General features: G+C 43.5%; 10 protein-coding genes. 9 read left to right on the top strand and 1 reads right to left on the bottom strand.

Annotated features, from left to right (window positions below; translation table 11 throughout):
* Positions 1-9: 9 nt before the first annotated feature.
* Positions 10-1,806 (bottom strand): ABC transporter ATP-binding protein, encoded by a 1,797-nt coding sequence (locus OJ16_RS00450; protein WP_040986308.1) that lies wholly within the window; start codon positions 1,804-1,806, stop codon positions 10-12.
* 99 nt (positions 1,807-1,905) lie between these two features.
* On the opposite strand from OJ16_RS00450, the gene OJ16_RS00445 reads away from it, so the two are divergent.
* The 9 genes from OJ16_RS00445 (at position 1,906) to OJ16_RS00410 (ending at position 15,849) form a co-directional block, all read left to right on the top strand.
* Complete coding sequence (locus OJ16_RS00445; protein WP_040986306.1) at positions 1,906-2,379, top strand: GAF domain-containing protein; 474 nt, start codon at positions 1,906-1,908, stop codon at positions 2,377-2,379.
* A gap of 101 nt (positions 2,380-2,480) precedes the next feature.
* Positions 2,481-3,113, top strand: coding sequence for an RNA chaperone ProQ (gene proQ / locus OJ16_RS00440; protein ID WP_040986304.1), 633 nt, complete (start codon positions 2,481-2,483; stop codon positions 3,111-3,113).
* A gap of 17 nt (positions 3,114-3,130) precedes the next feature.
* Complete coding sequence (gene prc, locus OJ16_RS00435; RefSeq protein ID WP_040986302.1) at positions 3,131-5,125, top strand: carboxy terminal-processing peptidase; 1,995 nt, start codon at positions 3,131-3,133, stop codon at positions 5,123-5,125.
* 133 nt (positions 5,126-5,258) lie between these two features.
* On the top strand, positions 5,259-5,921 hold the full coding sequence (locus tag OJ16_RS00430) for a hypothetical protein (protein ID WP_040986300.1): 663 nt from the start codon (positions 5,259-5,261) through the stop codon (positions 5,919-5,921).
* Positions 5,922-6,070: 149 nt separating this feature from the next.
* On the top strand, positions 6,071-8,677 hold the full coding sequence (gene pepN, locus OJ16_RS00425) for an aminopeptidase N (protein ID WP_040986299.1): 2,607 nt from the start codon (positions 6,071-6,073) through the stop codon (positions 8,675-8,677).
* Positions 8,678-8,790: 113 nt separating this feature from the next.
* Entirely contained in the window at positions 8,791-9,009 is a 219-nt protein-coding gene (locus OJ16_RS19670; protein WP_082030194.1) for a DUF2835 domain-containing protein, read from the top strand.
* A 226-nt stretch (positions 9,010-9,235) separates the two neighbouring features.
* Positions 9,236-14,077, top strand: coding sequence for an NAD-glutamate dehydrogenase (locus tag OJ16_RS00420; RefSeq protein WP_040986296.1), 4,842 nt, complete (start codon positions 9,236-9,238; stop codon positions 14,075-14,077).
* Between the two features lie 46 nt (positions 14,078-14,123).
* Positions 14,124-15,134 (top strand): quinone-dependent dihydroorotate dehydrogenase, encoded by a 1,011-nt coding sequence (gene pyrD / locus OJ16_RS00415; protein ID WP_040986295.1) that lies wholly within the window; start codon positions 14,124-14,126, stop codon positions 15,132-15,134.
* A gap of 169 nt (positions 15,135-15,303) precedes the next feature.
* Complete coding sequence (locus OJ16_RS00410; RefSeq protein ID WP_040987061.1) at positions 15,304-15,849, top strand: cell division protein ZapC; 546 nt, start codon at positions 15,304-15,306, stop codon at positions 15,847-15,849.
* Positions 15,850-16,234: the final 385 nt, after the last annotated feature.

The raw sequence follows: 16,234 nt of genomic DNA, 5'->3' as shown, positions 1-16,234 counted from the left end.
GTCGATAGTTTAACCGTTTGATTGTGCTGCGCCATAAAGGGTTTGATATAAGCCTTGTTGTTCAACTAACTCTCCGTGAGTTCCAAACTGTGTAACTTGACCATCTTCCAGTACGTAGATTAGGTCAGCTTGTTTAACTGCCGATAGGCGATGCGCGACAATCAGTGTTGTCCGCCCACATAAAAATTCAGTTAGCGCACGGTGTAATGCTGCTTCAGTTGCGGTGTCGAGTGCTGAGGTGGCTTCATCAAGAATCACAAACTTCGGATCGCTTAATACCATGCGTGCAATAGCAAGGCGTTGACGTTGCCCGCCAGAAAGACGAATACCATTTCGACCAATTTGCGAATCTAAGCCATCACTCAGCTGTAAAATGACATCTTGCATCTGCGCGACTTCAAGCGCATGCCAAAGTTGTTCATCACTGCACACACTGCCAAGGGTGAGATTATGCCTCAAGCTGTCGTTAAATAGTATAGGTTGCTGTAAAACCACGGCTATTTGTTCACGGATTACATTGAAACTTATGTCATCCGTCGTTTCTTGGTTAAATCGAATGTTGCCAGAGTCTTGTCGATAGACACCAATAAGCAGCTGGATCAACGTTGACTTGCCGCCACCGCTTGCGCCAACGAGCGCCACTTTCTTGCCCGCGGGGATATGAAGACTCAGATCATTGAGCACCTTAGTTTCTTCATTATAGGAGAAGTGTACATTTTCGATCGATACATCGACTTCTTGCCCAGCCACAAAAGGATTGACCTTGCTCACGGGGCGATATTCTTCTTCGAGCTGTAATAAGGTGTTGATTCGGCCAAGTGCGGCTTTGGCGCTGTACCATGAAAACTGGATGCCCAACAATTCTTGCACTGGGCCAAGCATAAACCAAAGGTAGCCAAAGACCGCGAATATCTGGCCAATGGTTAAATCACTGAATAGCACCATTAACATAGCTACCGCGCGAAACAGCTCAAAACCAAGTAAGAAAAGAAGGAACGACACTCGGCCTGCCGCTTCTGACTGCCATGCGTATTTGTCGGAATCTAAGCGCACCTGGTTGGCTTGGATCTTTAATTCTGTCAGAAACTCGCGCTCGCGATTCGCCGCGCGCAACTGATAAATGCCATCAAGTGTTTCGACCAAGCGATTCTGGAAGCGCTCGAAAGATTGGTTTTCTCTTTTTTTGAGATGCTTCACTTTGCTGCCCAATTTGCGAGAAAAATAAATCACAATCGGGTTTACCAGTAAAATAAAGAGACCAAGTCGCCAATCGAGCCACAATAAAATGCCGGCCGTGCCAAGCACTGTGAGCAAGCTGATGATGAATTTACTCAGGGTTGATCCAATAAATTGGTCAATAGTCTCGATATCCGTGACTAAGTGCGCGTTAATCCCACCGCTCCCTTGTGTTTCATACTGGCGAATACTGATACGACCCAGTTTATCGATCATTTTACTGCGCATCTGATAGGTGATCAGTTTTGACACCAAGGTAAATTGGCGGCTTTGTAAAATGTTGAGGGCTTGCCCAACACTGCGCATGACAATGATTAAAAAGAGCGTAAAGAAGATGTAACCGGTCGGTGTTTGAATCGAATCAGGCATAACGTGATTCATCAACGCTAAACCTTCTCCTGGCTTATTGAGCAACACTTCATCGACCATCAAGGGCATAAGGAGTGGAATAGGAACGCTAATCAACGTGGCAAGAACGGCAATAAGGTTGGCCACAAGCAACTTTGACTTGTTCTTTTTTACTTGAGTTATAAGCCAAGAACGGCTAATAGTGGTAGCTTCTGCAATCATTAAGTGATAATGCTTATTATTAAGAGTTAGAATAATTGTACGTAGAATCTCAGCAGAAGTCTCATGTTTTCAAGCAGAAAAATCCACACGGAAGATAATATGAAAATAGAACATTACCAGCGACTCACCAAGCAAGCGTTGTCATTATTAGAAGCGGAAACCAATTTTATCGCTAATTTGTCGAACTTGAGTGCGTTACTCAACCTAGAATTAGAACACTTAAACTGGGTTGGCTTTTATCTGATGGACAACGACGAACTCGTTTTGGGGCCATTTCAAGGAAAACCTGCTTGCGTGCGAATTCCTTTAGGGCGAGGTGTATGTGGCACTGCTGCCGCGACGAACACCGTTCAGCGCGTTTATGATGTGCATCAGTTTGAAGGACACATCGCTTGTGATGCGGCAAGTAACTCAGAGATTGTGATTCCATTCTCAATTAATGGTAAAATAGCCGGAGTTTTAGATATCGATAGTCCAAATGTTGGTCGTTTCAGCGAAGAAGACGAGCAAGGTTTGACATTTTTGATGGCTGAAGTAGAAAACCTGCTCAATTCACACGCTATCAAGGCATAAATTCGCGTTTGAGTGTGGTTTTTCGCTTTCAGGTCACTATAATACCTGAAATATTTATCTTAATGATACTCGCGGAACGTCCGCACGAACCAGGAACCCACATGGAAAACACTGAAAAGTTAAAAAACAGCAAAGAAATCATTGCATACGTTGCTGAATGTTTCCCTAAGTGCTTTACTTTAGAAGGTGAAGCCAAACCACTCAAAATTGGTATTTTTCAAGATCTTGCGGATCGTCTATCAGATGATCCGAAAGTAAGTAAGACTCAGCTTCGTGCAGCGTTAAGACAGTACACTTCATCATGGCGCTACCTACACGGTGTTAAACCAGGTGCAGTACGTGTCGATCTAGACGGTAACCCATGTGGCGAACTAGAAGAAGAGCACGTTGAACACGCTAAAACAGCACTAGCTGAAAGCAAGGCAAAAGTGCAAGCTCGTAAGAAAGAGCAAGCGCAAAAAGCTCGTGAAGAAGGTAAAGCAAAAGCGAAACCTGCAGGCAAGAAGCCTCAGCAAGCTCGTCGCCCACAGGCGAATAAAGCACCTAAAGCCCAAGCGCCAGTAGAAACACGCGCATTGACTGCTGACGAAGTACGTGTTGGCAACGATGTAAACGTGAACATGGGCAAAGGCAACATGGCAGCGACTATCGTTGAAATCAATAAGGAAGATGTGCGAGTTCAACTGTCTAACGGCCTACAAATGGTTGTGAAAGCGGAGCACCTTCGCGCATAAAGGAGAGCCTCCTACGCATGAAATGCCGTTTAAACTTTTCTCTGATTGCTGCTAGCTTATTGCTAGCAGCAAATCCAGCTCAAGCTCTCGAAGCAAACGTCGAGTTAACCGATTTACCCGTTCTTGCGCCAGAAGCACAGCACAAGACCGCAAGTAAACGCGTTGCCTCTCGATTTACTCGATCTCATTACAAACACTTCACTCTTAACGATGAATTGTCTCAAGCAATTTTTGATCGTTATCTTGAACTGCTCGATTACAACAAGAACATCTTCACTCAGGCGGATATCAACACATTCGACACCTGGGGAGAATCTCTTGATGATCAATTAAAGTCAGGTGACAACCAAGTCGCTTTTGATATTTATAATCAGTCAATCAAGCGTCGCTATGAGCGTTTTGAATACGCATTGTCTTTATTAGACAAAGAAATGAATTTCGATTTGGAAGAATCGATTGAACTTGATCGTAGTGAAGCGTCTTGGCCGAAAGATAAAGCAGAACTAGATGAGCTTTGGCGTAAGCGCGTTAAATACGATGCGTTAAATCTTAAGCTCACGGGTAAAGATTGGGATGAAATCAAAGAGGTGCTTGGTAAGCGTTACAACAATGCGTTGAAACGTCTCACTCAAACTCACAATGAAGATGCATTCCAGCTATACATGAATGCGTTTGCTCGTGAAGTGGATCCTCATACCAGCTACTTATCACCACGCAGTGCGGATCAATTCCAACAAGAGATGAATTTATCACTTGAAGGTATTGGTGCGGTTCTTCAAATGACGGATGACTATACGATTATTCGTTCATTGGTTGCGGGCGGTCCTGCCGCGAAAAGTAAGCAAATCACCGAAGGCGATCGCATTGTCAGCGTTGGCCAAGAAGGTGAAGATATGGTGGATGTTATCGGCTGGAGACTGGATGACGTCGTTCAACTAATCAAAGGGCCAAAAGGCACAACGGTTAAATTAGAAATCTTACCGGAAGGTAAAGATGCTAAGAGCGAAATCATTTCCATTACCCGAGATAAAGTTCGCTTAGAAGATCGAGCAGTAAAATCAGAAATCATTGAACAAGATGGCAAAAAAATTGGTGTACTAGAAGTCCCAAGTTTTTATGTTGGCCTTGCTAAAGATACTGACAAATTACTTGTGGATCTAAAAGCACAAAATGTTGACGGCATTATTGTGGATTTGCGTAATAACGGCGGTGGCGCATTAACAGAAGCGACAGCATTGTCGGGTTTGTTTATTACCAGCGGTCCCGTGGTTCAAGTGCGTGATAGTTATGGTCGAGTCAGTGTGAACTCTGATACTGATGACGTGATCAGTTACCAAGGCCCATTAATGGTTTTGGTTAACCGATACAGTGCTTCAGCGTCAGAAATTTTCGCGGCAGCGATGCAAGATTATGGTCGTGGTATTGTTGTGGGTGAAAACTCTTTTGGTAAAGGGACCGTTCAACAACACCGCTCACTCAATCATATCTACGATTTGTTTGATAAAGAACTGGGTTATGTACAATACACCATTCAGAAATTTTACCGAATTGATGGTGGCAGTACACAAAACAGAGGCGTCGTGCCGGACATTGCTTATCCAACGCCGATTGATCCTGCTGAAACAGGAGAGAGCGTAGAAGATAATGCGTTGCCTTGGGATAGTATCGACCGAGCTAATTATAAAGAGTTACAACGTAACGACAAATTGATTGCGAAGTTAGATGCCGATCATAAAGCGCGAATTGCCAATGATTTGGAATTCAGTTTCATCGCTGAAGATATTGAACGCTATAAAGCGGAAAAAGAAGATAACGCGATTTCACTAAACAAGAAAGAACGTCAACGTATCAGTGATGAAGCCGACGAATTGCGATTAACTCGTGTGAATGAACGTCAAGCCGCGGCAGGGTTAAAACCTTATAAAACGTTGGATGATATTCCTAAAGACTATGAAGCACCAGACGCCTATTTAGACGAATCTGTTGCCATTATGGTTAAGATGATCAATTAATCAGCACATAATATTTAAGGCGAGCTTTATAGCTCGCTTTTTTTTTGCCAATAAATAACGTGATCTAGATCAATATATTTAGCTTTCTCTGAGAGTTGCACCTAAGCTTAATTGAAAAGCAAGGGGAAGCGATATGAAGATATTAGGGATATTACTGGCGTGTTTTAGTTTGGCGGCATGGAGTTCAACGACAAAAGAATCGGATGCGTTAAGCTATTTCGATCATCCTTTCTTACTCGGGGACTGGTACTTGGTTAACCCTAACCCAGAAGAGTCACCAGAAAACTTCCTCGCAATTAAATTGACGTTGGACTCAAATTATAATTTCACCATCGATATTCAAAAACGAGATTACACCGTTGATCATTGGGAAGGTCTTTATACGGCGAATGAAGAAACCATTATTTTGGGACTTCAGACCGATCAACCTCAAGTCTATGAATACTCGGGTAATCACAATTTATTGAATTTGAATGGCGTGATGTTTACGAAAGCACTCTCGAATTCTTTAGCGGGCATGTGGTCAAGTGCGCACTTGTCTGGTCACGATATCGATGAAAGTGATGTAAACCGAATGGATCTCGTTCTACAACCTGATTTTATATTCCAGTTTAAAGTGAGTAATAAAGAAGGTGATGAGGCCATTCACCAAGGGGTTTACTATACGGAAGGCGATCATTTGGTCTTGCTATATGAAAACGGCGAGCACAACACTCGTTATAAATTGAACCAAGATACGTTGACGATTGAAACGGAAGAAGGCGAAATGTTTGCCGTACTCAACCGCATCCGATAACACTAGAGAACGGCTAACGAATAGACATTCTGCTGGCATGACAATCAAATACTAGTAAAAAAACGAGGCAAACATAGAGAATGCCTCGTTTTTTTGTTTTCAGAGTTGTAAGCTAACTGAACAAAAATATCTATTAGAAGGATTTAGTCATGGCTCATACACCTCAAGCCAAATACCGTAAAGACTATCAGTCACCATCTCATACCATCACCGATATTGATTTAACGTTTGATTTGCACGATACCGCAACGATTGTGACGGCAATATCGCAAGTAAAACAATTAAAAGAGAGCACGACATTAGTATTAGATGGTGAGGGCTTTGTTTTAAAGAGCGTTCAAATTAATGGCCAAGTTTGGGAACATTATGAACAAGCTGAAGATGGGCTACACATCCACCAGCTGCCAGATTCTTTTTCTTTAGCAATCGTGACGGAAGTGAATCCTGAAGGAAATACTTCATTAGAAGGTCTCTACAAATCAGGGGGTGCTTATTGCACTCAATGTGAAGCCGAAGGTTTCCGCCGCATTACCTATTCACTTGATCGTCCAGACGTTCTGGCGAAATACACCACCAAAGTAATTGCCGATAAAAGCCATTACCCATTTTTGCTTAGCAACGGTAACCGCGTTGACCAAGGTGAGTTAGACAATGGTCGTCACTGGGTGCAGTGGCAAGATCCTCATCCAAAACCTTCTTACTTGTTTGCCTTAGTCGCAGGCGATTTTGATGTACTGCGTGATCAATACACCACCACCTCTGGCCGTTTGGTCGACCTTGAAATTTTTGTCGATAAAGGCAATTTAGATCGCGCGAATCATGCGATGGTGTCACTGATCAATTCAATGAAGTGGGATGAAGACCGATTTAACCTTGAATACGATCTTGATATCTACATGATTGTTGCCGTTGATTTTTTCAATATGGGCGCCATGGAGAACAAAGGTCTTAACGTCTTTAACTCTAAATTCGTTTTGGCAAACGACCAAACGGCAACCGATATCGATTACTTAGGTATTGAAGCAGTCATTGGGCATGAATATTTTCATAACTGGACCGGTAACCGAGTCACTTGCCGTGATTGGTTCCAGTTGAGTTTAAAAGAAGGATTGACGGTTTTCCGTGATCAAGAATTCTCATCCGATCTGGGTTCACGTGCGGTGAATCGTATTGGTAACGTTCGTATTATTCGTGGTCCACAATTTGCGGAAGATGCGAGCCCAATGTCGCATCCTATTCGTCCTGACAAAGTAATAGAAATGAATAATTTCTATACCTTGACCGTATACGAAAAGGGCAGTGAAGTTATCCGCATGTACCACACGCTATTGGGTGAAGACGGTTTCCAGAAAGGCATGAAACTGTACTTTGAGCGCCATGATGGTACCGCGGCAACCTGTGAAGATTTCGTTTCGGCAATGGAAGATGCGACAGGCGTTGACCTAACTCAATTCCGTTTATGGTACAGCCAATCAGGCACACCAACCGTTCGCGTTTCAAGTGCATTTGATTCAGCGCAAAACACTTATGCTTTAACGATAGAGCAATCAACAGAACCAACGCAAGATCAAAAAGAGAAGCAAGCATTGCACATTCCTTTTGATATTGAGCTCTATACGCCACAAGGTGAGGTTGTTGAGTTACGCTGTAACGGAGGAAAAGTACATCATGTTTTGAACGTGACTCAAGACAAGCAAACCTTTGTCTTTGAAAATGTTCAGGAACAACCAATCCCATCATTACTGCGTGAGTTCTCTGCGCCAGTGAAGTTAGAGTATGACTACACTGATGAAGAGCTAACTTTCCTTATGGTTCATGCGCGTAATGAATTTGCTCGTTGGGATGCCGGTCAAATGTTGTTGGCGAAATACATTCGTCATAACGTACAAGTGATGCAGCAAGGCGGCAGTGTGGAACTTCCGGATGCGGTGGTTGATGCTTTCCGCGGCGTGTTGCTGAGTCAAGAACTCGAGCCCGCATTCATTGCTGAAGTGTTGCTATTACCAAGTCACAATGAAGTCTCGGGTTGGTATAAAGTTGTCGATGTTGATGCGATTGCTCAAGTGCTTAAAGCGATTAAGCAGCAATTGGCGTTTGCGCTTCAAGATGAGTTTAGTGCGATTTACTTTAGCTTGGCTCAAGATCAATACACCATCGATCATGACGCAATTGGTAAACGTTCATTACGCAATACGGCATTGTCTTACTTGGCGATGACTGACCAAGGTAACTCCTTAGTCGAGCAGCAATATGCCAACGCGAACAATATGACCGATACAATGGCGGCGATGAGTGCAGCGAACTCTGCACAACTTGCCTGTCGTGAAACGTTAATGGCTGATTACAGTGCTAAATGGAAGCATGATGGTTTAGTGATGGATAAATGGTTTGCTTTACAAGGCACCAATCCTGCTGACAATGTGCTGACGGTGATCAAGCAGACGATGGAACATGAAGCGTTTAGTTTGAAAAACCCGAATCGCACCCGTAGCTTAATCGGATCATTTTTGAATATGAACCCGGTTCATTTCCACGCTAAAGATGGTTCAGGCTATCAATTTGCGGGTGAAATCCTACGTGAGTTGAACAGCAGCAATCCACAAGTGGCTTCTCGTCTCATTGACCCATTATTAAAATTGGGTAAGTACGATGAGCAAAGACAGAGCCTAATTCGTGCCGAGTTAGAGCAGCTAAAAGCGATGGATAACCTTGCGAAAGATTTGTTTGAGAAGGTGAGTAAAGCACTCGACGCTTAAACGTTGTTCAATAGGCTGGATATTGAATAAAAAATCGCGGATTTGCGCATTAATAGAACAGCCCATAACCAAACAGTGCCACTTTTACGTGGTACTGTTTATTTATACAGTATATGAATTATTATCACTTCAGACTCAATATTTCCTATCAAGCGTATCTCGCACACTACAGTGGCGTGGCAACAACCATATTGGTTGTCACTGAAACCGGTTTGCGGTTACAGCTGCCTGCTGCACGTTTTCGACCTTTCCTTACACAGCTTGGGCTAAAGGGACGATTTAGATTAACAACTGACCAAAATAACAAATTTGTTAAGTTAGAAGTTCTGTGAGAGGCTGATTTAGTAGAAATTTAAACAGGTTTGTAATCACATTATTAGACATTTTAACAAACAATACCGCCAAAGCATTAACCGCCCATCAACAATCCCGATACAATAAGACAGCTATATTTGGCTTACACGCTATGCTTAAGACAAATATAGCCTCATAAGACATTAGAACAATGGTGCTCTTCGACATCCCTACAAAATAAAATTCTAATAGTGGAGTGTGATTATGACTGTGCGCGATACTTTGATACCGGTTCTGCTCGAAAAAGTGTATCAGCTGATCCAGGATAAACTGGAACTCGCTCAACAACCTTTAGTCAACCAGCTTGCTCAACATCTCTTTAGTAATATTGCCCATGACGATTTAATTGAACGCAACGAATCCGATCTTTATGGAGCCGTCGTCAGCCTTTGGCACCATATCAATGACAAACCCCCTCATGAATTTTCCGTGCGCGTATTCAACCCAACGGTCAGCCGACAGGGATGGAAATCGACCCATACGATTGTAGAGATCGTGGTTATCGATAGTCCGTTTTTAGTTGATTCAGTCAAAATGGCACTAAATCGTCTCGATTTAACTTCCCATCTCATGCTCCACGGTCCTACTCAAATTCATCATTCAACGTCAGGCGAGATCGCGGGGATTAACAGTGGTGAAGGGGAATTGTTTTCTTTATTTCATATAGAGGTCGACCGCCTTAGCGATAAAGACGCAATGGGGAATCTGAAGCGAGAATTAGTCAAGATACTGACGGATACGCAAATGGTTGTGGCCGACTGGAAGTTGATGGTCGATCAGCTCAAGCTCGTCACCGATCAAGTGGAACAGCAGCAAGGATCGATAGCGATCGAGCGCGATCATTATGATGAGACCATTAAGTTTCTCCGCTGGCTCGGGGATCATAACTTTACCTTTATGGGATATAAAGAATATGACCTTATTCGGAGTGATGGCGAACTTGAATTGTGTCCAACCAAAGAGAAAGGTTTAGGTCTATTTTCGGATCAGCGCAGAGTAAGAAGCGTTAAACTGTCCGATTTCCCGGATTCAGCTCGCTTAGAAGCACAAAAGCCCTTTTTGCTGATTATCACTAAGGGCAACACGCCATCACGGATTCATCGTCCAGCGTATACCGATTACATTGGGATTAAGAAATTTGATAAAGATGGCAAGGTGATTGGGGAGCATCGCTTTACCGGTCTGTATACCTCAGCGGTATATAACCAAAGCGTCGGGGGCATTCCTCTTATACGTGAAAAAGTGGAACGTATTCTAACCGCCAGTCGCTATCGTCATGGATCATACTCCTACAAAGCCCTACATAACATTTTAGAGAACTACCCACGCGACGAATTGCTTCAAGCTCGAGAAGAGGAATTACTGGAGGTTGGGATGGGGGTTGTACAAATGCAAGATAGAGATATGTTGCGCTTGTTTGTGCGCCGCGATCCTTTTGGTCGTTTCTTTAGCTGTATGGTGTATATCACCAAGGAGCGCTATAACACCGAATTACGTCGTCAAACCCAACGGATCTTTAAACAGTATTTTGGCTGTGAGCAAGAAGTGGAGTTCACCACGTATTTCTCCGAAAGCCCGCTAGCCAGAACGCACTATATTGTTCGTGTCGAGAACAATAATATGGATATAGATGTTAAAACAATCGAGCAAAACCTAATGGAAGCCTCTTCAACGTGGGATGACCGTTTATCTCAAGCGATTATTGCCAATTTTGGCGAGAGTAAGGGATTGCCGGTTGCCAAAGAATACATGCGCGCATTCCCTCGCTCTTATAAAGAAGACGTGATGCCTGGTTCGTCCGTTGCGGATATTGAACGTTTAGAATCACTCAGCGATGATCATAAATTAGGTATGTTGTTTTATCGGCCTCAAGAGCTCGGTAAGCAATCGAAAGCGGTGCGTTTAAAGCTCTATCATCGTGATGAACCGATTCATTTGTCGGATGTCATGCCAATGCTCGAAAATTTAGGGTTACGCGTGATCGGTGAATCACCTTATGAAGTGAGAAAAGCCAATGGGCAGATCTATTGGATCTTAGATTTCTCGATGCTTCATAAGAGCGAAAAGATCGTTGACCTTAGTGAGGCTCGAGATCGTTTCCAACAAGCATTCTCGGCCGTATGGCATGGTAACTTAGAAAGCGATGGTTTTAACCATTTGGTCTTAGGCGCATCGCTAACGGGACGTGAAATTTCAATTCTGCGCGCTTACGCTCGTTACATGCGTCAAGTCGGCTTTCCTTTTAGCCAGCAATATATAGAAGATACCTTAACTCACCATCCCGATCTTGCCAGTGAACTCGTTAAATTATTCGTAAAACGTTTTGATCCGAAAGCGAAAAATAGGGAGAAAGGACAAGCTGACATTAGAGATAAGATCATGAAGAAGCTCGATGCCGTTGAGAGCTTGGATGATGATCGTATTATTCGCCGTTATATGGAGATGATTTCGGCAACCCTACGAACGAACTATTATCAGCTTGATGAGAATAAACAGCCTAAGCCATGGCTGGCTCTCAAACTGAAACCGCGCGAGATTCCAGAGATCCCACAACCCGTCCCGGTTTATGAAATCTTCGTCTATGCCCCTGATATTGAAGGCGTGCACCTACGTGGCGGCAAAGTCGCTCGTGGTGGTTTACGTTGGTCGGATCGACAAGAAGATTTTCGTACGGAAATATTGGGCTTAGTGAAAGCACAGCAAGTTAAGAACACTGTGATTGTGCCCGTCGGCGCAAAAGGCGGTTTTGTTTGTAAACGTCAACCGAGCTTAACGTCACGTGATGAAATCTTTGCCGAAGGGCAGCGTTGCTATAAACGTTTCATTCGAGCGCTACTCGATGTCTCTGATAACATTATTGAAGGCGAAGTGATTCCGCCACCTCACGTTGTGCGACACGATGAAGATGATCCGTATTTAGTTGTGGCTGCCGATAAAGGGACGGCGACATTCTCCGATTTAGCGAATTCTGTATCCGAAGAGTATAACTTCTGGTTAGGGGATGCGTTTGCGTCAGGTGGTTCTAATGGTTATGACCATAAAGCCATGGGGATTACCGCTAAGGGCGGATGGGAATCCGTTAAGCGACATTTTCGTGAAATGGGCATAGATTGCCAATCAACAGACTTTACTGCGATAGGTATTGGGGATATGGCCGGAGATGTCTTTGGTAACGGCATGCTGTTATCGAAACATACCCAAATGGTGGCCGCGTTTAACCACATGCATATCTTTATCGACCCAACCCCCGATGCCGCTACAAGTTGGCAAGAGCGTGAACGGCTATTTAACTTGCCGCGCTCAAGCTGGGAGGATTATAACTCGGCGTTGATTTCTAAAGGAGGCGGTATCTTCTTGCGTCGAGCAAAATCGATCAGCTTAACGCCTGAGATTCAAAAGCTACTGGGAACGAAGAAAGCCTCATTACCCCCTAATGATCTTATTAAAATGATCTTAACCATGAAGGTGGATCTGCTATGGAACGGCGGGATCGGCACGTATGTCAAAGCAAACAGTGAAACACATACCGATGTCGGTGATCGTGCCAATGATATGCTGCGAGTGAACGGACGAGATCTGCAAGCAAAAATTATTGGGGAGGGCGGTAACTTAGGCATGACTCAACTAGGGCGAATCGAGTTTGCCCTCGCTGGTGGACGAGTGAATACCGATTTCGTGGACAATGTTGGCGGTGTAGATTGTTCGGATAATGAAGTCAATATAAAGATCTTCTTGAACAGTCTCGTTGCAAGCGGCGATATGACGATCAAACAGCGCAACACGATCTTGGAATCGATGGAAGATGAAGTTGGTGAGATTGTTCTCGATGATGCTTACTGCCAAGCGGAGACGATATCGGTTACTGAGTATCAAGGCGTCTCTTTAGTTAAAGAGCAGATACGTTTTATCCATACTTTGGAAAAAGCGGGACATTTGGATCGTGCGCTTGAGTATATTCCAGATGATGAAACGTTATTAGAGCGTGAGAAGCAGGGCTTTGCCCTTACTCGACCAGAGCTGTCTGTTCTGATTGCCTACGGAAAAATGGTATTGAAAGAAGAGTTGGTGCATGAAGATATTGCCAATGATGTGTATCACGCTCAGCAATTAGTCCAATACTTCCCAACGAAGTTACGACGTCACTACCAAAATGCAATGAATAACCACCCTCTACGACGAGAAATCATCGCGACTTGTCTGGCTAATGAAATGGTTAACGAAATGGGCTGTAATTTCGTGACTCGTCTGCAAGAAGAAACCGGAGCGCATGTGGTGGATATTGCCAATGCTTATGCCGCCGCGAGAGAAATCTTTGGACTAGGGGATGTACTGAAACAACTAAGGGAGTTAGACAATACCGCATCGACCTCTGCTCAATATGAAATGATGTTTACGGTAAGACGAACACTACGTCGTTTGTCTCGTTGGTTAATCCGAAATCGCAGTGCCAAACAGTCGGTAACAGCCCTTATTGAACTGTATCAAGCCGATGTCGCTAAAGTAAAAGCATCTTTAGATACTCTCTTAGTCGAGCATGAAGTGAAAGAACATGATGATTTAGCGAATGTTTGGATTAAACAAGGAATTGATGCTGCACTTGCAAATTATGTCGCTCGTTTGACAAGTTTATACTCAGTACTGGATATATCCACAGTGTCTCGTGAAAAGGGCATTACGGTTGAACAAACGGCGAAACTTTACTTCAATCTGGGGGATCGATTGTCTTTGCATTGGTTCTTAAAGCAAATTAACGGACAAGCGGTTGATAATCATTGGCAAGCATTGGCTCGTGCTGCATTTAGAGAAGATCTGGATTGGCAACAAAGACAGCTAACCGGTCAGGTTTTAGGTTGCGCTTGCCACCCTCAAGGATTGGATGAAATTCAAGCACTCAATGATTGGATCGCGTCGAATGAAATCTCTTTACATCGTTGGGAAAACATTTTGAACGAGTTTAAAGTGGGCGCAGTGCATGAATTTGCAAAATTCTCGGTCGCATTGCGGGAATTAATGCTTTTAAATTTGAATTGTTCCTCAAATGAGTAAATAATAAGTCCCCGTTTATACGGGGCTTTTTTCTTTCGGAGGCACAATGCTTTACCGTCTAGCCAGGACTGGCTTTTTTCAACTTGATGCCGAAAAGGCACATGATCTTGCAATCGAAAACTTCAAACGTTTCAACGGCACTCCTCTCGATCTTTTTTATCGTCAACAACTTCCACACCGACCAGTAGAATGCATGGGGCTGACTTTTCGCAACCCTGTGGGTCTTGCTGCGGGTCTGGATAAGAATGGCGAATGTATTGAAGCATTCGATGCAATGGGCTTTGGCTTCATTGAAGTCGGCACGGTAACTCCGCGTCCACAATCAGGTAATGATAAACCTCGTCTTTTCCGTCTGCTTGATGCAGAAGGTATTATTAACCGTATGGGCTTTAATAACCTAGGTGTTGATAATCTGATTGAAAATGTTAAGAAAGCAAAATTCAATTGCGTACTTGGCATTAATATCGGTAAAAATAAAGACACACCAATTGAAAAGGGCACAGAAGACTACCTTATCTGTATGGATAAGGTGTATCAATATGCGGGTTATATTGCTGTGAATATTTCCTCACCCAATACGCCGGGACTTCGTTCTCTGCAATACGGTGAAGCATTAGATGAATTGCTTTCTTCGTTAAAAGAGAAACAATCGGAACTTGCGGAAAAACACGGTAAGTATGTTCCTATAGCATTAAAGATTGCACCGGATCTGAGCGATGATGAAATTGTTCAAATTTGTCAGTCTTTGATTGCGAATAATATTGATGGTGTGATTGCAACGAACACGACATTGGATCGTTCGATCGTTGAAGGCATGAAACACGCAACAGAGATGGGGGGCTTAAGTGGTCGTCCTGTTCAATTGCGTAGCACAGAAGTCGTTCGTCGTCTCCATGAAGAGTTGGGTGATAAACTCCCAATCATCGGAGTAGGTGGTATCGACTCTTATGTTTCAGCGAAAGAAAAAATGATGGCGGGTGCAAAGTTAGTGCAGGTTTATACGGGCTTTATTTATCATGGCCCAGGCCTTGTTAAAGAGATCGTAAAAAACATCTAGCTTTGGTGACGGCGTCACACTAAATTATTGAATTGCATAAACTCTATCAAAGAGGAAGTGAAAGCTCATTTCCTCTTTTTTTTTTCCTCTCTCAGCATACACTTTTGTTAAATGTAGGAAGGTAATTAAGCGTTTTGCCTATATTAACCCATACATAGAGATTGGAATGATGCTCAAACCTAGCGACAAATGGACTTGGTACTATGACGATACGGATCAGCACTTGATGCTTGATCTGGGTAACGACATGGTATTTAAAACAAACCTTTCTCGTAAACTCATGGTCGAGTGCGCGATTGGGGTCAACGAGTTTTCTGTTGATGATGCATCGGCCTACCAAACGTATAAAGAGCAAATTGCTCATCTTGACCTATCTGAACCGAGACAAGCCCAACTTGCACTTTACTGCGTAGCGGCTAAGCGTTTCCATAAACCGGTTCAACCGAAAAGTTGGTTCTTCGATTGCTTATCTGATGGTTCATGCGTTCCAGAAGAAGGGGACTTTGTTCGATTAGAAAATAGCTACGGTGACGGCGTGTTTATTGTTTTAGAAGCAGGGCCGTGTGCCAGCCTTTGTGCGTCAATTAATTTGAACGAGTTTAATTTGAATGGGTCAAAATCCATTCAATACGGCGAAGCCATTAAAGTCATGCACGACCGTATGCAAATTATGTCTAACCAGGCACTCATTCAACCAATGAGGCTGGTGGGCTAAGCTAGGCGGCTAACTCTAAATCGCCTCAGTCTTGAACCTCTCTCATTCCTACAGATGCTTAGCGCTGCGATAACATATCGATATTGCTCGTCGCATCATTTACCCCTTTATTAAGCCCCCAATAAAACACCATTTCAGTGTCACGCTTTTCTATCGCCTCGCTTTACGGTTACAACACCACTCATTGGTATTAGACAGGGCAGTCTCTTAACGAGATTTGGCCTTTTCAGCTATTCGTTAGGCCATGCATTTACTTGATTTTATCGGTTATATTTCTTCGGACATATCTCATTGGGTATAGCCGTGTCGAATTTTTATGCCTTTTCTTTGCCATCGACCGGCATAAATAGCATTGACTAACCCAATGAAAAGGAGGGGGGCTCAT

Source organism: Vibrio renipiscarius (genome assembly GCF_000827885.1).
GTDB lineage: Bacteria > Pseudomonadota > Gammaproteobacteria > Enterobacterales > Vibrionaceae > Vibrio > Vibrio renipiscarius.
The sequence above is the reverse complement of the archived record's forward strand: the minus strand, read 5'-3'. Positions and strand labels throughout refer to the sequence as shown.